This is a genomic window from Glutamicibacter sp. NPDC088483, assembly GCF_044753145.1.
Classification (GTDB): domain Bacteria; phylum Actinomycetota; class Actinomycetes; order Actinomycetales; family Micrococcaceae; genus Glutamicibacter.
The window spans coordinates 295425-315625 of sequence record NZ_JBIVMP010000002.1 but is presented as its reverse complement, the minus strand read 5'-3'; the positions used below and the strand labels follow the sequence as shown (position 1 = coordinate 315625).

The window sequence follows — 20201 nt, the reverse complement described above, 5'->3', positions numbered from 1 at the left end:
GTGTTGCCCAACCTGCGCAACACACAAAGATTAACTTTATCAGATAGGGAGCCTGACAACGAGTGCTTATGCGCGTTCGTTTAGGGCGTTCACCACATTTGAGAAGCGTTCGCGATCCAGGATGGCGCCTTCGCGCCGGACGGCTTGCTCGCCGACTCGGATAATGCGATCGAGCTTGACCTCGCTCGGACGCCGCTCGCGGTCCCAGTCGCCGGTACCGATGTCCATGTAGTTGCGGTCGCGGTGATCCGAGTTGTTCTTGTCCTTGCTGGTGAGCATCAACCCCAGCAGCCAGCCACTATCACGGCCGACGATCAGCACCGGGCGATCCTTGCCCTGCGAATAATCCTCTTCATAGGGAACCCAAGTCCAGACAATTTCTCCCGGATCGGCGTTGCCGTCCTTCGCCGGGTTGTACTCGTAGTGAATCTTGCCACGGTAATCACCCGGGTAGCCGGCACCCGCTGGAGAATCCTGCATGGAGTTGGCACGAGAGCGGCTTCCGGCAGTGCTCGGGGACCCGCTGGCCGCGCGGTTGCTGGCCGGGCGCTTGCTTGCAGAATTTGCGCGGACCTTGCTGATTTCCTTCAGCGCGCGCATGACGATGCTAAATATCTTCTCTGGATTCAGTGGCATGGACGACAAACTATCAGTTTCAGGCTGTCGAAATATGAGAAGACGCGGAAATCATGACAGAATGGAAGCTAATCCAACTATGTCTTTTAGTCAGCTAGTGAGGTCTGTTTAGGTGTCTCCATTGGCCCGCACCGCTCCGGTGCCTGCCGCGACCGATCCGTCGCTCATCCGTAACTTCTGCATCATTGCCCATATCGACCACGGTAAGTCGACCCTGGCCGACCGGATGTTGCAACTGACCGGCGTTGTCGCTGCCCGCGACATGAAGGCACAGTACCTCGACCGCATGGACATCGAGCGCGAACGCGGCATCACCATCAAGTCCCAGGCTGTGCGCATGCCGTGGGGAGCCGAAGATGGCACCCCCTATGCACTGAACATGATCGATACCCCCGGGCACGTCGACTTCACCTACGAAGTCTCGCGTTCGCTGGCAGCCTGCGAAGGCGCGATCCTGCTAGTTGACGCCGCCCAGGGCATCGAGGCGCAGACCCTGGCCAACCTCTATTTGGCTATCGAGGGCGATCTGACGATCATCCCTGTGCTCAATAAGATCGACCTGCCCAACGCGCAGCCGGAAAAGTACGCTGCCGAGCTGGCCAACCTGATCGGTTGCGAGCCAGAAGACGTGCTGAAGGTTTCGGGCAAGACCGGTGAAGGCGTTGAAGCACTGCTCGATGAGGTCATCAAGCAGCTCCCGCCGCCTGTCGGCGATGCCAAGGCTCCGGCTCGCGCAATGATCTTCGACTCCGTATACGACACCTACCGTGGCGTGGTGACCTACGTTCGAGTTGTCGATGGCAATCTGTCTCCTCGCGAGAAGATCCAGATGATGTCCACCGGCACCACCCACGAACTGCTGGAAATCGGCGTATCCTCGCCGAACCCCGAGCCCACCAAGGGCCTGGGCGTTGGCGAAGTGGGCTACCTGATCACCGGTGTCAAGGACGTGCGCCAGTCCAAGGTCGGCGATACCGTCACCAACTTCCACAAGCCGGCCACCGAGTCCCTGGGCGGGTACGAAGAGGCCAAGCCAATGGTCTTCTCCGGCCTGTACCCGATGGACGGCACCGACTACCCGGTACTGCGTGATGCGCTGGATAAGCTGCAGCTCAACGATGCTGCGCTGACCTACGAACCGGAAACCTCCGTGGCCCTGGGCTTCGGCTTCCGCGTGGGCTTCCTGGGCCTGCTGCACCTGGAAATCACCCGCCAGCGACTGGAATCCGAATTCAATCTGGACCTGATTTCCACGGCGCCGAACGTGGTGTACGAGGTCATGGGCGAAGACAAGCAGATGATTACGGTGACCAACCCCTCGGAATTCCCGGATGGCAAGATCCTGGAAGTCCACGAGCCAATGGTTGCCGCCACCATCCTGGCGCCAAGCGAATTCATCGGCTCGGTCATGGAACTGTGCCAGACCCGCCGCGGCACCATGCGCGGCATGGACTACCTCTCCGAGGACCGTGTCGAAATGCGCTACCACCTTCCGCTGGCTGAGATCGTGTTCGACTTCTTCGACCACCTCAAGTCCAAGACCCGCGGCTATGCTTCGCTGGACTGGAAGGCCGACGGCGAGCAGGTGGCAGATCTGGTCAAGGTCGACATCCTGCTCCAGGGCGAGCAGGTGGATGCTTTCAGCGCCATTACGCACCGCGACAAGGCCTACAACTACGGGACCATGATGACCTCGAAGCTGCGTGAGCTGATTCCTCGCCAGCAGTTCGAAGTTCCAATCCAGGCCGCGATCGGTTCGCGCATCATTGCCCGTGAGAACATCCGCGCAATCCGCAAGGACGTTCTTGCCAAGTGCTACGGCGGCGATATCAGCCGCAAGCGCAAGCTGCTGGAAAAGCAGAAGGAAGGCAAGAAGCGCATGAAGATGGTCGGCCGCGTGGAGGTTCCGCAGGAAGCCTTCATTGCCGCACTGTCCACCGACGAGCCGAAAAAGAAGTAGATGCCTTCAGTACTGCCTGACGGCGATCCGGCTCCGGCCGATGGTCTGCTCCCTGCCTCATGCGCGCATGAGGCACAGGGGCGGACCATGTCCTTTTATGTGCATATTCCGTTCTGCACCGTCCGTTGCGGCTACTGCGATTTCAACACGTACACCGCCACGGAGCTGGGCTCCGGTTCCAGCCAAGCAACCTACGCTGCCACTGTCAGCAAGGAAATCAGCTTCGCCCGCGAGGTGATGGACCGTTCGGGCCAACCGCACCGCGAAATTGAAACTGTCTTCTTCGGCGGCGGAACTCCCACGCTGCTGCCCGCCGGAGACCTGGTCTCGGTGCTCGGCCGGATCCGCGACGACTTCGGCCTGAAGCCGGGCGCGGAAATCACCACGGAGGCCAACCCGGATTCGGTGACCCGCGAAAGCCTGCAGGAGCTGGCCGACGGCGGGTTCACCCGCGTGTCCTTCGGCATGCAGTCCGCGGTGCCCCACGTGCTCAAGGTGCTTGAGCGCACCCATGATCCGAAGCGCGTTCCGCAAGCCGTTGCGTGGGCGCGCGAGGCCGGCCTGGATGTCAGTGTCGATCTGATTTATGGCACTCCGGGGGAGAGCCTGGCAGACTGGCGCGCCAGCATCGAAGCCGCGTTGAGCTACGAACCTGATCACATTTCGGCGTATGCGCTGATCATCGAGGAAGGCACCAAGCTGGCGGCCCAGATTCGCCGTGGCGAGGTACCGAACATCGATGATGACGACCATGCCGAAAAGTACCAGTTGGCCGACGACATGTTTGCCGCGGCCGGTTTCTCCTGGTACGAGGTCAGCAACTGGGCGAAGACCCCGGCGAATGCCTGCCAGCACAACATCGCTTACTGGCAGGGCGGCGACTGGTGGGGCGCAGGCCCCGGCGCGCATTCCCATGTTGGCGGGCTGCGCTGGTGGAATGTGAAGCATCCAGCCGCGTATCAGCAACGGATCGATGCTGGAATCTCCCCGGGCCACGGCCGCGAATACCCGGATGCCGAGGCCGTGCAGCTTGAGCGCACGATGCTGTTGACCCGGCTGGGTTCGGGCATGAAGATTAGCGAGCTCGATGAAACCGGACGCAAGAAAGTCGCCGGCTTGATCGCCGACGAGCTGATTGATGCCAAGGCCGCGTTCGCCGGCACATTGGTGTTAACGCAGCGAGGCCGGCTCCTGGCCGACCTCGTGGTGCGTGAACTGCTCGATTTCTAAGACTGGGAAATCACTGCTACTTCATCAGCCGCAGATTGAATTGGTAGCGGTAAGGGCGTCCCTTGTTGGCCTGGATGGCAGCAAGGGCGCCCGAGACCGTCATGAAGACCCAGAGGGCCACGGCGAGTACTGCGAAAAGCCAGCCGATCACCGGCAAGACCATGAGCACATTGAATACGATGGCGAGAATGGTCAGCGGGAACGTGAAATTGAACGCTTCCTTCGATTCCTGTGCAGTGAACGGGCCACGGTCCCGGAATACGGCAAAGACGATTGCCGAAGGAACGCAACCCAAGATGGCACCGAAGTGGGCCATCATTGCCCACTGGCGATCTTCTGAAGGAGTCAGCGGCAGCGCAGAGGTCCTGGAACCTTCGAAGCGGGAATTCTCCGATGGCTTCGTCTGGCGTGATGTCACTATTTTTCCTTGTCTTGCTAAGTGTGGTTCCTCTTATCATAGCGACCGCGGCTGGGCGCACGGGGAGATTCGCAGACTAATCTCCAACTATTAGTCAATCGTTAGGAAACCGTAATCTTCGGTCGTGAGAAAATCGATCAATTCTTCAATCCGGCCCAAGAGCTGTGGTTCAAGCTGCCCGTAATGCTGCACCGTGGACAAGAGCCGCTGCCATCCGATGCCGATGTCTTCCGCGGTGGAGTGCGGCCAGCCAAAGGCCCGGAGCACACCGGTTTTCCAATCGGTGCCCTTGGTGATCACCGGCCAAGCCTTGATGCCCAGTGTCGCAGGCTTGATCGCCTGCCATACATCCACGTACGGGTGGCCGAGGATCAGCACGTTTTGCGCTGCACCGGGGACCTTCATCGCCTCGGCAACGATGCGCGATTCCTTGCTTCCGGCAACCAGGTGGTCAACCAGGATTCCCAGGCGGCGCTGCGCGGAGGGGGCGAAGTCGCGGATAGCCCCGGCAAGATCGTCCACGCCATGCAGCGGTTCAACGACGATGCCTTCAACACGCAGGTCGTGGCCCCAAACTTTTTCAACCAGCTCAGCGTCGTGCTTGCCTTCTACCCAGATGCGGCTTGCCCTGGCCTCCCGGGCCTTCAGTCCGGCAACGGCACGCGAACCCGAAGCCGAGACCAGCTTCTGGGGCGGTGCGGCCTTGGCAACGGGATCAATGATCTCCACCGCTTCGCCTTCGAGGAAGAACCCGAAGCCCGCCTGGAAGGAGCGGGTCTTGCCGTGGCGGTCCTCGAGCACGATCACGCGCATGCCACCGGATTTCTCGGTACGGATGACTTCTCCTACCCATCCTGAGGTGGCATCTTCCAGAATCATGCCACGTTCAACAGGGACCTGGCGGAGTTTTTTCGGTGCCGGTGCACTCAGATCCCGTGGTCCCCAGGAGTAATTAGTCACGTACTGCCTTTCGCTGTGATCGAATACGCTCGAAATCCAATGCTAGCAACTGCTGAACGTATTAGACTTGGCACTTGACAGGTTAGAGTGCCAAAGCCGGGCACAGGGAATCCAAGGAGGTGCTGTTGTGACAGAGCCGCGACGCCTAGACGTTCTGCGTGCCATCGTGGAGGACTACGTCCAATCCCGTGAGCCAGTGGGCTCCAAAGCGCTCCTGGACCGGCACAACCTCGGTGTCAGCGCCGCGACGATCCGCAATGACATGGCTATGCTGGAAGAAGAGGGGCTCATAGTCGCTCCGCATACTTCCTCCGGACGGATCCCCACCGAAAAGGGATACCGCCGCTTCGTCGATGAGATCGGCGAGCTCAAGCCGCTGTCGCGGGCTGAACGCGACGCCATCAACAAGATCCTGGACAGCTCCACGGACCTGGACGAGATGCTCAAGAGCACCGTTCGCCTCCTGGCGCGGTTGACCAACCAGGTAGCAATGATCCAGGTGCCGCACTACGACACCGCTTCGTTGAAGAACCTCGATCTGGTCGGACTGGGCTCGGCCCAGGTGCTGATGGTGATGATCGCTTCCAATGGCACGGTGGATCAGCGCATGATGCCGGTCCAGCGTTCCTACAGCGATGATGAGCTGGATGACTTGAAGCTGTGGCTGCTCAACAATTTCGGGGGAGTGAAGCTTGCCGAACTTGCCGGCCGGCTCACCCGCATCGAGCGCAGTTCGACGCAGCAGGCCGACCCCCTGGTGGACCAGGTGATCGGTGCGCTGGAAGAAATGGCCCAGGCGGCCAACGCGCAACGCATCATCATGGCAGGCACCGCGAACCTCGCCCGCGTGGAAGGGGACTTCCCGCTGAGCATAACCCCGGTGCTCGAGGCGCTCGAGGAGCAGGTAGTGCTGCTCAAGCTCTTCTCCGAGCTGGAAGCCGATTCGCGCGGCGTAGCCGTGGCCATCGGCACCGAGCACCACTACGGGCAGCTGTCGGAAGCCGCCGTGGTCGCCACCACCTACGGCACCGATGTGCGCAACAAGCTCGGGGTCCTGGGCCCCACCCGGATGAACTATCCAACCTCCATGGCCTCGGTTCGTGCGGTGGCACGGTACCTGTCGAAGATTTTGGCTAACTAGCCTCGCTGGGCACCGCCCGGCACTACCGAATTTCAAGATTCTCAGGAAAGGACACGGCGAATAACGTGAGCTCGCATTACGAGACCCTAGGCGTCGCCAAGGACGCGACCCCGCAGGAAATCAAGAGTGCCTACCGCAAGTTGGCGCGTAAGCTGCACCCGGATGTAAACCCTAGCGATGACGCTGCAGAACAGTTCAAGCTGGTCACCCGAGCCTACGAAGTCCTTTCCGACCAGACCAAGCGCTCCAACTACGACGCCACCGGCGATGAGAACGGCAACGGCCACCCGGGCTTCGGCGGTGGCGGCCAGGGCTTTGGCGGCTTCGGCGACATCTTCGAGCAGTTCTTCGGTGGCGGCCAGGCCCAGGGCCCGGCATCACGCACCCAGCCGGGCCGCGACGCGCTGATCACCATCACCATCGACCTGGAAGATGCGGTCAAGGGCACGGTCTACCCGCTGGAGATGGAAACCGCTGTCACCTGCAAGACGTGCAACGGTTCGTGCACGCGCGAAGGCACCAGCCCGGTCACCTGCGACATCTGCCATGGCGCAGGCCAGGTGCAGCGTCCAGTGCGTTCATTCCTGGGCCAGATGATGACCGTGGAAACCTGTGCGGCCTGCCGCGGTTTCGGCACCACTATCCCGGACCCCTGCCTGGAGTGCAACGGCGAAGGCCGGGTGCGCGAGCATGTGTCGAAGTCGCTGAACGTTCCTGCAGGTGTCGACTCCGGCACCCGCATCCAGCTGCGCGGACAGGGCGAAGCCGGCCCGGGCGGCGGGCCTAACGGCAACCTGTTCGTCGAGATCGACGTGCGCCGCCATAAGGTCTTCGAGCGCGCCGGCACCGACCTGCACGCCAAGATGAGCCTGCCAATGACCGCCGCCGCACTGGGTTGCGAGCTGAAGCTGGAAACCTTCGACGGCGGCCAGTCCATCAATGTGGAGCCAGGCGCCCAGGATGGCGACACCGTCACCCTGCCGGGCCTCGGTGTGCCGCGCCTGCGCGGAGGCAAGCGCGGGGACATCATCGTGCACCTGCAGGTGGAGACGCCGACCAAGCTCGACGCTGCCCAGCGCGATCTGCTCGAGCAACTGGCCAAGCTGCGTGGCGAAGAACTCTCGGCCGGCCGTGTGGAGCACAGCGGCGGCATGTTCTCCCGCCTGCGCGACAAGCTGAACCAGCGCTAGGCATGAGCAACCACAGCTTCGTCATCGACGCCCAGCAGGGCCGGGACGCAACGGTCGGGGACATTCTTGAACTGGATGGCTCCGAAGCGCACCACGCGGTCACCGTTAAACGGGTCTCCGCGGGCGAGCACCTGGACCTGCTGGATGGCAAGGGGCTGCGCCTGACTGTGGAGGTCATCGGCACCGCCAAGGACCTGCTGAGCGTGAAGGTCCTGCGCCGTGCCGAGGAAGCGGTCAGCGATCACCCGGTCACCCTGGTCCAGGCGCTGTCCAAGGGGGATCGCGACCTGCAAGCTGTCGAGTCCGGCGTGGAACTGGGCGTGCTGTCGGTACGCCCCTGGCAGGCTGACCGCTCGATCGTGCGCTGGAACGCGGCCAAGGTCGACAAGGCCATGGCCAAGTGGCGCGCCCAGGTGCGCTCGGCGCAGAAGCAGTCGCGCCGCGCCTATGAGCCGGAGGTGCTGGACCCGCTGGGTTCCAAGGAACTGGCCAAGGCCATCGCGGCCGATACCGCAAATGGCGCACTGGTTCTGGTTCTGCACGAGCAGGCCGCGGAATCGGTGGCCCGGCATGTGCAGTCGTGGCTCGCCGATGCGCGGACCGGCCAGGAGATCATCATGATCGTCGGGCCAGAAGGAGGCATCTCCGAAACGGAGCTGCAGTCCTTCGTCGATGCCGGCGCCCAACCAGCCCTGCTGGGCCAGCATGTGCTGCGTGCCTCGACCGCGGGCCCCGCGGCCCTGGTCTTGATCCGCCATTTGATCGGCGAAATCTAGGTTCCAGAATTCCGGTTAGCAGGTGAATTGCTCCGCAGATCCCGGCAGGCATGTGCCTGCCGGGATCTGCGGAGCAATTTCGTCTCCGGCCGGCGCAACGGGTTCGAGCCGAGAAAAGGCCTCGGGACGGGGAACGCGAAGTCGCTGCGGGCCGGATACGCGAATGCGGCAGCCGATCGGATAAGGACGCTGTCCAAGGCAACGGCACTGGAAATCCTGCCAGCAGGCCAAGAATGCTCAGCCGCCACCAGTTCAGGAGCTGGCCCGGACAACGGGCGCCCAGGTTCATGTCCAGGACTTCCGGCGGGGGCTGCAGCGCTGGATGCTGTGTTACTCGACGCGGAAGTCGCTGGTGACCTTGCCGACCAGATGGTCCGATCCGGTCTCAACGCCCCAGAAAGTCAGCCGGTATGAGCCGGCACGCAGATCGGTGGTCAGGGTGAATGAACCGTCGGCATTGATCTGCCCGGGGTTGACCTGCTTCTGAGCGGTCATCACCGTGAGCTTGCCGTCGGCGTCCTTGCGCTGCAAGGAGTAGAAGGTGCCGATGTCGAACTGGGTGGTTCGGCCGTTAATCTTGATCGAGCCATCCGCCAAGGTCTTGTTGAACTGCGGATCGATGATCCAGATCGGTGCAATGAACGCCGCATCGCGCTCGTAGACATCCTTGAGCCGGAAACCGTCGAAGACTGTGGCATTTGCCTGGCCGTCAACCAGGATGCGAACTGTGGCGGGAAGGTCGCCCACGACCAGTCCGGCGCTGGCGGCAGCTGCCGTAGCGGTGAAGACTAGTTGCTGGATGGCGCGCTCCGACAGGCCCTGGTCGAGATTGGCGCTGAAGACCTTGGCCGGCAGATCCAAGGTGATGACATTCGCAGTATTGATTGAAACGCCGATTTCATCGGTGGGCTTCAAATGGGTATAGCGTTTCGGCTTCATCGGGTCGGCTGAGAGCAGCGTCCAGATCGCATCGCCGATGGGCTCTTGGTGGCGGGTGTCCTCGATGTACTCGCGGTACAGGAACACGCCGGTATCGGTGTTTTCCAGCCAGTAGATGGGCAGGCTAGCCGCGATGCCGACATCCTCGCCAGCGTCGGTGGCGTTCGGCAGGTTCAGCGATTCAGCCACGGCGGTCGATGGCATCTCATAGGAGCTCTCGCGATTCGTCAGACCGCAGCCTGCGGCGACGACGAGAGCGGCAGTGATTCCCAAAACGCCGAATCGGCGTGGAATCTTCCGCAAGATCCTTGATTGCACTGCGTACCAATCCGTGGTGATTTTAGCTGTTGTGGCTCCTGGCCGTATTGGAACCGCTCTCAAGCTTGCCATATCAGAAGCGGCTAACTGCAGAAAAATGGCCCAACTTACTAATCCGTAACCAAATCTATATGTTCGCCACTTGCCCCGATTAGCATCATTCAAGACTACTTTCAGGTTCTACTGCTTACGCTGAGACCTGAATTTTCTCCGGATTGGCCTGCGACTCGATAGAATGGCAAGCAGGACAAATCACGATTACCACCAAGCTCGCAAAGGGGCGCCGCGCACTGCATGCAGGTTGAACAGAATAAGGCGACAGCGGAGAACGGATCCGCATCGCTCACCATCAGTTTCGATACAGCTGAGCTCATGATTGCCACCCTCGGTCCCAATGACGAGCTCTTGCGTATTCTCTCCGGCGCCTACCCGCAGGTGAGCTTCCGCCCCAACGGCCAATCCCTGGCTCTGGTAGGTGAACCGCAGCAAGTCCGCAAGGCCCAGCGCGTCACCGAAGAAGCCCGTTCGCTGGCCACTCGCGGCTCGCGCATGAGCGCCGAAACGATCGAGCAGATCATCAAGATGCTCAGCGCCGGCAATCCGGATGCACCCACCGACGTCCTGGGCCTGAAGATCCTCTCGGGGCGCGGACGTTCCATCCGCCCCAAGACCGTGAACCAGAAGAGCTATGTCGACGCCATAGAGGATTCGACAATTACTTTCGGCATTGGCCCAGCCGGTACCGGCAAGACCTTCCTGGCCATGGCCATGGCCGTCGCCGCCTTGCAGGACAAGCAGGTCAACCGCATCATCCTGACCCGGCCTGCCGTTGAGGCAGGGGAGAAGCTGGGGTTCCTGCCGGGCTCGTTGACCGAGAAGATCGACCCGTACCTGCGCCCGCTCTACGATGCCTTGCACGACATGATCAATCCGGAAACCATTCCGCAATTGCTCGAAGCCGGAACCATTGAGGTCGCTCCGCTGGCCTATATGCGTGGACGCACCCTCAATGACGCCTTCGTGATCCTGGATGAAGCGCAGAACACCACCAGTGAACAGATGAAGATGTTCCTGACCCGCCTGGGATTCGGTTCCAAGATGGTAGTGACGGGGGATGTCACCCAGGTGGATCTGCCCAACAATGCGACCTCCGGGTTGCGCATGGCCAGCGATGTCCTTGAAGGCATCGACGACATCAGCATCTGCCGACTCGACTCTTCGGATGTGGTTCGCCACCGTCTGATTGCCGACATCGTTACTGCTTACGACCGTTGGGATGACACCCGACGCAAAGACCACAACCGGGGACGCCGCAGCAAATGAGCATTGAAGTAAATAACGAAACCGAATACGACGTCGATCTCAAGGATGTCAACGCCTTGGCAGAATCGGTGATGCGGGCAATGTTCCTGCATCCGGAAACCGAAGTATCGATCGTTTTCATCGACGAGGATGCCATGAGCGCCCTACACGTCGAGTGGATGGACCTCGAAGGCCCCACCGATGTGATGAGCTTCCCGATGGATGAGCTGCGCCCAGGAACTGCCGGTGCGCCGGGGGAGAGCGGCATCCTTGGCGACATCGTCATCTGCCCTGCCGTCGCCGAAGCGCAGGCCAAGGCCGGGGGCCACAGCACCCACGATGAAATCCTGTTGCTGACCACCCATGGCCTGCTGCACCTCATGGGTTTCGACCACATGGAGCCAGCAGAAAAGGAAGAGATGTTTGCGCTGCAGCGCCAGCTCCTAGAGAGCTACACCGGCCGCCCCGCGCCAAAGGAAACGGTGGAATAACCCCGTGGAAATAATTTTGCTGATTCTCGCCCTTGTTTTCATGGCCTTCTCGGCCGTGCTGACTGCCGCAGACTCAGCCTTCTACGCATTATCCCGGCACGCTGCTGAACGCCTGCGCGCCGAGTCCAATTCCAAATCGCTGTCCGCAATTCTGGATGAAACAGAAACCCACGCCCAGGCAGTGAAGTTCTGGCGGATCTGGTTCGAGACCGCTTCCGCTGTCGCTGTAGCCCTGCTCGTTTCGCAGTGGATCGAGAATGTGTGGCTGATCGGCATGATCTCCACTATTGCGATGGCCGCCCTGGGATTCGTCCTGGTCAGCGTGTCGCCACGTCGCTACGGGCGTTCCAACGCCCAGAACGTCGTGCAGTCCACCGCCGCCCTGGTCCGCTTCCTGCGCCTGGTTCTCGGACCCATCACCACGTGGTTGGCATCCATCGCCAAGGCACTGAGCCCCGGCGGTGTGGATGGAGACGGCTACCTGGGCAAGGAACGACTGCGTGATCTGGTGGATCGCGCCTCCGAAGGCGAGGACCTGGATGAGGAATCGGCGGAACTGATCTCCTCGGTGATCGACTTGGAGGAGACCAGCGTTCGTTCGGTGATGGTGCCGCGCACCGACATGGTGGTGCTGGATGCGGATCATTCCTTCCACAGCGCCATGGACCTGTTCATCGCCTCGGGCTTCTCCCGCATCCCGCTGATCGGCGAGGACACCGATGATATCCAGGGCATCATCTACCTCAAGGACCTGATCCGCGAGATCCACGGCCTGCAGCAGGCCCGGACCCTGGCCGAATTGGCGCGAAAGGTCCGCTTTGTTCCCGAATCGAAGTCGGCAGCAGAGCTGATGCAGGAACTGCAGAAGGAATCCATCCACCTGGCCATCGTCATCGACGAGTACGGCGGCACCGCGGGCCTGGTGACCCTGGAAGACCTGCTTGAGGAAATCGTTGGCGAAATCGATGACGAGTATGATCGTTCGAGGGCCGAATTGATCCAGAACCCTGACGGGTCGATTTTCGCCGTGGCGGCGGCATCCATTGACGATATTGCCGACCACTTCGACATGCACATCGAGGAAGAGGACGTCGACACCGTCGGCGGCCTGCTCTCCAAGGCCTTGGAATCGGTGCCGGTACTCGGTTCCACCGCTGAAGTGCACGGCCTGCGCCTGACCGTGGTAGCCCTCGCGGGCCGCCGCAACCGTATCGGCAAAATCCATGTAGAGCGTCTGGAAACAGATGCATCCGACCATATTGAGAACGACGAGGATTCCTCACATGAGTGAAAACCACAACCTGCTTGCATCCAGCGGATGGCCTGAGGGCTTCCGCTCCGGCTTCACCTCTTTCGTAGGCCGCCCGAATGCCGGCAAGTCCACCCTGACCAATGCGCTGGTAGGCCAGAAGGTGGCCATCACCTCGGCCAAGCCGCAGACTACCCGCCACACCATCCGCGGTATCGTGCACCGCGAGGATGCGCAGTTGATCCTGGTCGATACCCCGGGCCTGCACCGTCCACGCACCTTGCTCGGCCAGCGCCTGAATGACCTGGTCGCCGACACCCTCTCCGAGGTGGACGCGATCGGCTTCTGCATCCCGGCCAATGAGAAGATCGGCCCGGGCGACCGCTACATCGCCACGCAGCTGGCTCAGCTGCAGCGCAAGCCGATCATCGCCCTGGTCACCAAGGCTGACCTGGTGGACCGCGAACAGCTCGCGCAGCAGCTGGTTGCGGTGGCCGAGATGGGTACCCAGAACTTCGGCGAGAACGGCTTCGCCGCAATCGTTCCGGTCTCGGCTGTCAAGGAATTCCAGGTCGAAGAGGTGGCCAACGTGCTGGCAGAGCACCTGCCAGTGGGCCCGCCGCTGTACCCGGACGGCGAGCTGACCGACGAGCCGGAAGCCAAGATGGTTTCCGAGCTGATTCGCGAAGCCGCCCTGGAAGGCGTGCGCGACGAACTGCCGCACTCGCTGGCCGTCGTCGTTGAAGAGATGGTTCCCCGCGAAGGACGCAGCGAAAGCAATCCGCTGATCGACATCCACGTCTCGCTCTTCGTTGAGCGCTCCAGCCAGAAGGCCATCATCATTGGCCGTGGCGGTTCGCGCCTGCGCGAGGTCGGCACCAACGCCCGCCAGGGCATCGAGAAGCTGCTGGGCACCAAGGTCTACCTGGACCTGCACGTGAAGGTTGCCAAGGATTGGCAGCGCGACCCGAAGCAGCTTGGACGCCTCGGCTTCTAGGCTGCGCACCCCAGCGCTGGAAAATGCGTAGCTCGTCCCTCAAGACCAGACCGGTCTTGGGGGACGAGCTGGTTAACCGGCTGCTTGGCCCGCACTCTGGATCTCCCGGGCCAGCCTTTCCGCGGGAGAAACGCCAGTACGCAGCCCATGGGTTCCAGCGCCGATGCGGATCGTCTCCATCCATGAACCTCCCTGGCTCTTAGCTCCATGAGCCCCATTGTTCGCCTGCTTGGGCATCCTGTCCGCCGCCTTGCGCAAGGCGGACGTCCACTATGTGACACGCAAGTGACATAAGTTTCACTTGCCTCCAAAGCGCGGTGCTATGCTCATTTCGTGCATTTCGAGCTTCTACTACTACTTAGCCGCTGCGAGGATCCAAAGGACCGCTAGTGGTCTACAGGCCGACCCCTCGTCGCGGAGTAGCTCTTGTCTGGCCCCACAAACTAAGCACTAATTTTGTCTAGGGGACCCACAGAAATGCAGAACATGCAGAAATCTTCGAACATGCCAATCCACAAGTATGTTCCATTCCAGGACCAGATCGAGGTCAATCTGCCCGATCGCACCTGGCCCGACAAGTACATCACCAAGGCCCCGCGCTGGTGCGCGGTCGACCTGCGAGATGGCAATCAGGCGCTGATCGATCCGATGAGCCCGGAGCGCAAGCACAAGATGTTCGACCTGCTGGTCGAAATGGGCTTCAAGGAAATCGAGGTCGGCTTCCCATCGGCTTCGCAGACCGACTTCGACTTTGTCCGCCAGCTGATCGAGCGCGGCATTCCCGATGACGTGACCATCCAGGTGCTCACCCAGTCCCGCGAGCACCTGATCGAGCGCACCTACGAAGCGCTGGAAGGAGCCAAGCAGGCCATTGTCCACCTGTACAACTCCACCTCGATCCTGCAGCGCGAAGTCGTCTTCCGCCAGGACGAAGACGGCATCGTGGACATCGCCGTCCAGGGCGCCCGGTTGTGCAAGAAGTACGAAGAGCAGCTGACCGGCACCAAGATCACCTACGAGTACTCGCCAGAGTCCTACACCGGGACCGAGCTGGCCTTCGCCAAGCGCATTTCCGAGGCCGTAGCCGTGGTCCTGGAAGCGACCCCGGAGAACAAGATGATCCTGAACCTGCCGGCCACGGTGGAAATGGCTACCCCGAATGTGTACGCCGACTCCATCGAGTGGATGCACCGCAACCTGGCCAACCGCGATTCGATCATTCTCTCGCTGCACCCGCACAACGACCGCGGCACCGGAGTGGCCGCGGCCGAACTGGGCTACCTGGCCGGCGCCGACCGCATCGAAGGCTGCCTGTTCGGCAACGGCGAACGCACCGGCAACGTCGACCTGGTGACCTTGGGCATGAACATGTTCGGCCAGGGCATCGACCCACAGATCGATTTCTCGGACATGGACCACATCCGCCGCACCGTCGAGTACTGCAACCAGCTGCCAGTGGCTGAACGCAGCCCGTACGGTGGAGATCTGGTCTTCACCGCCTTCTCCGGTTCGCACCAGGACGCAATCAAGAAGGGCCTGGAAGCGATGGAAGCCAAGGCTTCGGCTGAAGGCAAGGACATCAACGACCTGGTCTGGGCTGTTCCGTACCTGCCGATCGACCCGAAGGACATCGGCCGTTCCTACGAGGCCGTGATCCGCGTGAACTCGCAGTCCGGCAAGGGCGGGGTTGCTTACCTGCTGAAGAACGACTACAACTTGGACCTGCCGCGCCGCGCGCAGATCGAGTTCTCCGGCGTCATCCAGCGCAAGACCGATACCGAGGGCGGCGAGATCTCCTCGCAGCGCATCTGGGACGTTTTCCAGGATGAGTACCTGCCGGTCAGCGAAGATTCGGGCATGAACCCCTGGGGCTACTACCAGATTGCTTCGGCGACCGCGGCTTCGGCGGAGGACGGAAGCTTCCGCCTGGATACCAAGCTGATCATCGACGGCGTGGCCCATGAGCGCAGCGCCCAGGGTAACGGTCCGGTCTCCGCGCTGGTCAAGCTGCTCAACGATGATGGCGTGGATCTGCGCGTGCTGGACTACTCCGAGCACGCCATGAGCGAAGGTGGCAACGCCCGTGCAGCCGCATTCGTCGAATGCGCCGTGGGCGATCGCATCCTGTGGGGCATTGGCCTGGACACCAACACCAACATTGCAGCACTGAAGGCCGTAGTTTCGGCCGTCAACCGCGCAATCCGCGACAGCAAGTAGGTCTGCGGCACCACCTCGTTGCCAGCTCGACGCCACGGCCAGCCTCACCACGCTGGCCGTGGCGTTTTGCCTTCTCGGTACTGCCAGGGCAGCTGGCAAGCAAGCGCCGACGAAGAAAAGGAACTGGCTACTGCGTCGCTGTCGGCGTTCCCGCTGAATTCAAATCAAGAGACGCCTTGAACCCCATTTCCTCGGGCCCGGTAGATGCCGGATTGCTCCTGCAGCTACCGCGCCCAGGGACGAATCGACACCCATAGGAATCGATGGATTCAGAGTTTTGGGAGTTGAAGTGGGAGAATATTGTCCGTGTCCAGATCAGGTTTCGCCTCCAAGAGCTACCACACCCGTGGTTTGGTCTTGCGTACCCACAAGCTGGGAGAAGCCGATCGCATCATCACCCTGCTGACGCCCAATGGGATTATCCGTGCCGTGGCGAAAGGCGTACGCCGGACCTCGTCGAGGATGGGTGCCACGCTGGAACCGTTCATGGAAGTCGACGCGCTTCTGGTGATGGGCCGCAATCTTGATATCGTCTCGCAGGCACAGCTTCGAAATCCTTACGGCCAATTTCTGGTCATGGATTACCCGAGCTACACGGTGGCCAACGCCATGTCGGAGATCGCTGAAAAATTGCTGGAAACAGAAAGCGATTCGGCCCTCAAGCAATATCAGCTCTTCCACGGTGCGATCGCCCTGTTATCCAAGCAGCGAGTCGATTCCGGAGCCGTGCTGGACTCCTACATCTTGCGGGCCCTCTCGGTTGCTGGTTGGGCGCCGTCCTTTACCGACTGCGTGCGCTGCGGCAAGCCTGGCCCGCATCAAGCGCTCCACGTCCAGCTTGGCGGCGTCGTCTGCCCCGAATGCCGTCCCTCTGGATCGTTATCGCCGCACCCCGTCACCATTGAATATCTGCAGGCGCTGCTGGAAGGGGACTGGTCCACCGTGGCAGAAGCAGGACCTCGAGCGCGCAAGCAAGCTGCAGATATCGTGGCCAACTACTTGCAGTGGCACCTTGAGCGTGCCGTGAATTCCCTACGTCTTGTGGAGAGAAATTGAAGAAGCTTCCTAAGATCACCGGCCGCCGAGGCCCAGTCGCTCCTTATGCGCATCCGGATAATCCGCAGATGCCCGCCATTCCGCAGGAACTCATCCCTGAACACGTAGCTATCGTCATGGATGGCAATGGACGTTGGGCGAACCAGCGGGGATTGCCTCGTACCGAGGGGCACCGTGCAGGCGAAGCAGCTTTGCTTGATGTGGTGGCCGGAGCCGTGGAGCTGGGCGTCAAGTACGTCTCTGTCTACGCGTTCTCAACCGAGAACTGGAAGCGCAGCCCTGAGGAAGTGCGCTTCCTGATGGGCTTCTCACGTGATGTTCTGCGCCGCCAACGCGATACGTTGAACTCTTGGGGCGTCCGCATACGCTGGTCGGGGCGAGAACCCAAACTCTGGAAATCGGTTATCAATGAACTCAAGGAAGCCGAAGAACTCACCAAAGACAACCTGGGTTGCCAGCTGACCATGTGCGTGAACTACGGCGGGCGCGCGGAACTAGGCGACGCTGTCAGCGCGATTGCCCGGGATGTTGCAGCCGGCAGGCTTCGCGCTAGCTCGGTTGGCGAAAAGACTATCGCCAAATACCTGCATGCTCCGGAACTGCCTGATGTGGATCTTTTCCTCCGAACCAGTGGCGAGCAACGCACAAGCAACTTCCTGCTGTGGCAGTCGGCATACGCAGAGATGGTCTTCCTCGACCAGCTTTGGCCGGATGTCGACCGGCGAACGCTGTTTACCGCCGTAGAAGAATATGCCAAGCGCGATCGCCGTTACGGCGGAGCTATCGACAAGCCACAGGCCTAGGACGTTTTCAGCGTTGTTCCCACCAATCGCAACCAGAGGCTTAGATCTCGATATGCTGCGGATCTGGCGGGTTCAGCGGAGGTGAATACATCGTGCATTGCACCAGGAATTTCGGACAAGGTAACGAAACTGCCTAGTTTCAACGCCCGCAAGCGCGTTTGCTGAACGTCGAGTACCGAATCGCAGTGCTGCATGTCAGGGGAGTAGCTCGTGCCGATATGGGTGCGATCCGAGGTGAGGATGAAGATCGGCTGTTGAATTTTCAGCCCCTTCGCAACTAGGGCATGGCCATCAAATATCGTTTTCAGCCATCCCGCGGTGTTCGGAAAAGCGATCCGTGGTCGCCATAACCGATGAACGTCCCACTGGCCGTGGCTATCAGTACTTAGCGATTGCCAGTAATGATCGAATTCTGGTCCGTTGAGCTTCCTGCGCGGATTCGTGCGGGTGATCGCTTCCATAAGGCCGTGAAAAGGAATGCGCAGGAAGGCCGTTCCCTGAAATTCAAGCCATGGAGCATTCAGGACCAGAGCTTTAATGCCCGGGGCTTGGCGCGCAAGCCACAAGCTCAGGATCAAGCCGCCCGTCGAGTGCCCTTGGGCAACCACCGGTAATTGAGGATGCTCGTTACGCAGCAGTTCCAAGCTCGCGTTGAGCTCCTCATCGAAGTCCGCCAAGTCATCGACATAACCAGGCAAAGCATGTTCGGCTCTCAGACTGCGTCCATGCCTGCGTAGATCAAGTGCGTAGAAGTGGTATCCATGGTGATGCCAGAAAGCTGCCAGTTCGCGGTTGTAAAAATAATCGCTCCAGCCATGCACGCTCAGAACAATTCCCTGGGCTCGTCGTCCGAGCCGATTCCTGAATCCAGCCGGGCGATAGCGGACCAAGGTCGCGACGGCCGGTCCTTCCGCATCGACGCCGAAATCCAAGGTTTGGTGCTCAAAATCAGGCCCGAGGGGATCTTCAACCCATTGCCCCGGCCTAGTTGAAGACATAAAGTCTGGCCAACTGGTGCTTTCTGGAACAACGAAGTGCTTCATATCTTGAATACTACCCATCTCAAGTTGTCTGTTTCGGGTTCTTCACGGGAAAATGGTTCCATGCGCATATACCCACTGGTCTTCAAGCACGTGTTCACCAAGATGGATCCTGAGCAGGCTCACCATTTTGCATTCAACGCGATCAAGATTGCGCAACGCGCAGGGCTCACTAAGGCAGCTCGCAAGTTCTTCGCTCCGGCACCCAAGCTGAAGCGCACCGTTATGGGCATCGACTTCCCGTCCCCATTCGGATTGGCTGCTGGCTTCGACAAGGGCGCCACCGGAATCCTGGCGTTGAGCGACATCGGTTTTGGCCATGTTGAAATCGGAACCGTCACCGGACAGGCCCAGTCCGGCAACCCGCAACCGCGGCTCTTCCGCTTGGTTGAGGACCGCGCGGTAATCAACCGGATGGGCTTCAACAACGAAGGCGCCGAAACTGTCGCTGCCCGTGTCGCCAGTTCTCGCCAAGAGCTCAAGGCTGGTTACGCTGGAACCCGCCCGGTCATCGGCGTGAATATCGGCAAGACCAAGGTCGTAGAGCTGGAAGACGCGGTAGGGGATTACCTCGCGTCCACCCGCCAGCTGGCGATCCACGCAGATTATCTGGTCGTCAATGTTTCGAGCCCCAACACCCCGGGTCTGCGCCTGCTCCAGAGCGTTGACTCTCTTCGTCCGCTGCTTTCGGAAGTCGGCCAGTTGGCTGACAAGGTTGCCGGCCGCCATATTCCGTTGCTGGTCAAGATTGCTCCCGATCTTAGCGATGAGGATGTCGCTGACGTTGCACGCTTGGCCATGGAACTTGAACTCGACGGCATTATTGCCACCAATACGACCATCGGTCGCGAGAACTTGACCAGCGATGCGTCCAAGGTTGAAGAGATTGGCGCCGGCGGGCTATCTGGCGCTCCGCTCAAGCAGCGATCGCTTGAAGTTCTTCGCCAGTTGCGTTCACTCGTTCCGGCCGATATGGCTCTGATCGCCGTCGGCGGCGTGGAAAATGCAGCGGATGTGAAGGAACGCCTGGACGCAGGCGCTGACCTGGTACAGGGTTACACCGCATTCCTCTACGAGGGTCCGTTCTGGGCACGTTCGATCAATAAGGACCTGGAGCGCATGCTCTAGTTCTTTGGAGTGGAATGTCCCAAATGCTCCGGTATGGCTCCGATTCGCGAAGAGTCGGAGCCATTCCGCGTTAACTGGGCCCATCTTCTGCGTACGTTCTTCCTGCAACAGCTTTGAACGCAACTTGGATCAGGAGACTAGGAGAGGGCAGCCGCGCTAGGGGAGAACGTGGCAATAGCGGTTGCCGACCGGGATGAATCCTTGTATCTGAGCCAACAAGGCCGCATGCTGCGAGCACGGACAGTGACTGGCAGAAATGCGTCGCGGCAACGATATTCCTATCGCAGAATCTGCATCAACTTGTACTTGGCTCCACAAACTTTGAACATTGTTATTCAATCAAGCAATTA

Annotated in this window: 18 protein-coding genes; 13 read left to right on the top strand and 5 right to left on the bottom strand. The window is 60.6% G+C overall.

Features of this window, described 5'->3' with window-relative positions; all coding sequences use genetic code 11:
• Positions 1 to 66 precede the first annotated feature (66 nt).
• Positions 67 to 636: a type II toxin-antitoxin system PemK/MazF family toxin gene (locus tag ACIP6G_RS05690; RefSeq protein ID WP_400289083.1), complete on the bottom strand. Its 570-nt coding sequence runs from the start codon at positions 634 to 636 to the stop codon at positions 67 to 69.
• Between the two features lie 112 nt (positions 637 to 748).
• Here ACIP6G_RS05690 and lepA point away from each other — a divergent pair, with 112 nt between their 5' ends.
• Both lepA and hemW read left to right on the top strand, forming a co-directional pair.
• Positions 749 to 2596 (top strand): translation elongation factor 4, encoded by a 1848-nt coding sequence (gene lepA / locus ACIP6G_RS05685; RefSeq protein WP_105658326.1) that lies wholly within the window; start codon positions 749 to 751, stop codon positions 2594 to 2596.
• Positions 2597 to 3826 (top strand): radical SAM family heme chaperone HemW, encoded by a 1230-nt coding sequence (gene hemW, locus ACIP6G_RS05680; RefSeq protein ID WP_400289081.1) that lies wholly within the window; start codon positions 2597 to 2599, stop codon positions 3824 to 3826.
• A 16-nt stretch (positions 3827 to 3842) separates the two neighbouring features.
• Here hemW and ACIP6G_RS05675 read toward each other — a convergent pair whose 3' ends face one another.
• Both ACIP6G_RS05675 and ACIP6G_RS05670 read right to left on the bottom strand, forming a co-directional pair.
• On the bottom strand, positions 3843 to 4244 hold the full coding sequence (locus ACIP6G_RS05675; protein ID WP_105658328.1) for a DUF4870 domain-containing protein: 402 nt from the start codon (positions 4242 to 4244) through the stop codon (positions 3843 to 3845).
• 90 nt (positions 4245 to 4334) lie between these two features.
• A complete protein-coding gene (locus ACIP6G_RS05670) occupies positions 4335 to 5204 on the bottom strand; it encodes a DUF3097 domain-containing protein (RefSeq protein WP_133833352.1) in 870 nt (289 codons plus the stop codon).
• Positions 5205 to 5331: 127 nt separating this feature from the next.
• Between ACIP6G_RS05670 and hrcA the strand changes: the two genes are divergently transcribed.
• The 3 genes from hrcA to ACIP6G_RS05655 all read left to right on the top strand — a co-directional run bounded on the left by hrcA (position 5332) and on the right by ACIP6G_RS05655 (position 8311).
• Positions 5332 to 6345, top strand: a complete 1014-nt coding sequence (hrcA, locus tag ACIP6G_RS05665) for a heat-inducible transcriptional repressor HrcA (RefSeq protein ID WP_105658330.1) — start codon at positions 5332 to 5334, stop codon at positions 6343 to 6345.
• A gap of 65 nt (positions 6346 to 6410) precedes the next feature.
• Positions 6411 to 7535, top strand: coding sequence for a molecular chaperone DnaJ (dnaJ, locus tag ACIP6G_RS05660; RefSeq protein WP_105658331.1), 1125 nt, complete (start codon positions 6411 to 6413; stop codon positions 7533 to 7535).
• Between the two features lie 2 nt (positions 7536 to 7537).
• Positions 7538 to 8311, top strand: coding sequence for a 16S rRNA (uracil(1498)-N(3))-methyltransferase (locus ACIP6G_RS05655; RefSeq protein ID WP_332594745.1), 774 nt, complete (start codon positions 7538 to 7540; stop codon positions 8309 to 8311).
• Between the two features lie 330 nt (positions 8312 to 8641).
• On the opposite strand, the gene ACIP6G_RS05650 is transcribed toward ACIP6G_RS05655, so the two are convergent.
• The gene (locus ACIP6G_RS05650; RefSeq protein ID WP_400289079.1) at positions 8642 to 9553 is read right to left on the bottom strand and encodes a GerMN domain-containing protein; all 912 of its coding nucleotides are present in this window, start codon (positions 9551 to 9553) and stop codon (positions 8642 to 8644) included.
• 309 nt (positions 9554 to 9862) lie between these two features.
• On the opposite strand from ACIP6G_RS05650, the gene ACIP6G_RS05645 reads away from it, so the two are divergent.
• The 7 genes from ACIP6G_RS05645 (at position 9863) to ACIP6G_RS05615 (ending at position 17683) form a co-directional block, all read left to right on the top strand.
• Entirely contained in the window at positions 9863 to 10891 is a 1029-nt protein-coding gene (locus ACIP6G_RS05645) for a PhoH family protein (RefSeq protein ID WP_105658334.1), read from the top strand.
• The gene (gene ybeY / locus ACIP6G_RS05640) at positions 10888 to 11361 is read left to right on the top strand and encodes an rRNA maturation RNase YbeY (protein ID WP_105658335.1); all 474 of its coding nucleotides are present in this window, start codon (positions 10888 to 10890) and stop codon (positions 11359 to 11361) included. Before ACIP6G_RS05645 ends, ybeY begins: the two co-directional genes overlap by 4 nt.
• Before the next feature lie 4 nt (positions 11362 to 11365).
• Positions 11366 to 12652, top strand: a complete 1287-nt coding sequence (locus ACIP6G_RS05635) for a hemolysin family protein (RefSeq protein ID WP_400289076.1) — start codon at positions 11366 to 11368, stop codon at positions 12650 to 12652.
• A complete protein-coding gene (gene era / locus ACIP6G_RS05630) occupies positions 12645 to 13607 on the top strand; it encodes a GTPase Era (protein ID WP_105658337.1) in 963 nt (320 codons plus the stop codon). Before ACIP6G_RS05635 ends, era begins: the two co-directional genes overlap by 8 nt.
• Positions 13608 to 14084: 477 nt before the next feature.
• Entirely contained in the window at positions 14085 to 15824 is a 1740-nt protein-coding gene (gene leuA, locus ACIP6G_RS05625) for a 2-isopropylmalate synthase (RefSeq protein WP_400289074.1), read from the top strand.
• A 306-nt stretch (positions 15825 to 16130) separates the two neighbouring features.
• Complete coding sequence (recO, locus tag ACIP6G_RS05620; protein ID WP_400289351.1) at positions 16131 to 16880, top strand: DNA repair protein RecO; 750 nt, start codon at positions 16131 to 16133, stop codon at positions 16878 to 16880.
• On the top strand, positions 16877 to 17683 hold the full coding sequence (locus ACIP6G_RS05615) for an isoprenyl transferase (protein WP_400289072.1): 807 nt from the start codon (positions 16877 to 16879) through the stop codon (positions 17681 to 17683). The genes recO and ACIP6G_RS05615 overlap by 4 nt, the downstream gene beginning before the upstream one ends.
• Here the strand turns inward: ACIP6G_RS05615 and ACIP6G_RS05610 are convergent.
• On the bottom strand, positions 17680 to 18726 hold the full coding sequence (locus ACIP6G_RS05610) for an alpha/beta hydrolase (protein WP_400289070.1): 1047 nt from the start codon (positions 18724 to 18726) through the stop codon (positions 17680 to 17682). The genes ACIP6G_RS05615 and ACIP6G_RS05610 overlap by 4 nt on opposite strands.
• Positions 18727 to 18786: 60 nt before the next feature.
• On the opposite strand from ACIP6G_RS05610, the gene ACIP6G_RS05605 reads away from it, so the two are divergent.
• A complete protein-coding gene (locus ACIP6G_RS05605) occupies positions 18787 to 19851 on the top strand; it encodes a quinone-dependent dihydroorotate dehydrogenase (protein WP_400289068.1) in 1065 nt (354 codons plus the stop codon).
• Positions 19852 to 20201: the final 350 nt, after the last annotated feature.

What these genes read in the sequence shown, in the direction of transcription:
- ACIP6G_RS05690 (WP_400289083.1), bottom strand. Translation starts at nt 636, where the DNA reads ATGCCACTGAATCCAGAGAAGATATTTAGCATCGTCATGCGCGCGCTG.
- hemW (WP_400289081.1), top strand. Translation starts at nt 2,597, where the DNA reads ATGCCTTCAGTACTGCCTGACGGCGATCCGGCTCCGGCCGATGGTCTG.
- ACIP6G_RS05655 (WP_332594745.1), top strand. Translation starts at nt 7,538, where the DNA reads ATGAGCAACCACAGCTTCGTCATCGACGCCCAGCAGGGCCGGGACGCA.
- ACIP6G_RS05645 (WP_105658334.1), top strand. Translation starts at nt 9,863, where the DNA reads ATGCAGGTTGAACAGAATAAGGCGACAGCGGAGAACGGATCCGCATCG.
- ybeY (WP_105658335.1), top strand. Translation starts at nt 10,888, where the DNA reads ATGAGCATTGAAGTAAATAACGAAACCGAATACGACGTCGATCTCAAG.
- era (WP_105658337.1), top strand. Translation starts at nt 12,645, where the DNA reads ATGAGTGAAAACCACAACCTGCTTGCATCCAGCGGATGGCCTGAGGGC.
- leuA (WP_400289074.1), top strand. Translation starts at nt 14,085, where the DNA reads ATGCAGAACATGCAGAAATCTTCGAACATGCCAATCCACAAGTATGTT.
- ACIP6G_RS05610 (WP_400289070.1), bottom strand. Translation starts at nt 18,726, where the DNA reads ATGAAGCACTTCGTTGTTCCAGAAAGCACCAGTTGGCCAGACTTTATG.
- ACIP6G_RS05605 (WP_400289068.1), top strand. Translation starts at nt 18,787, where the DNA reads ATGCGCATATACCCACTGGTCTTCAAGCACGTGTTCACCAAGATGGAT.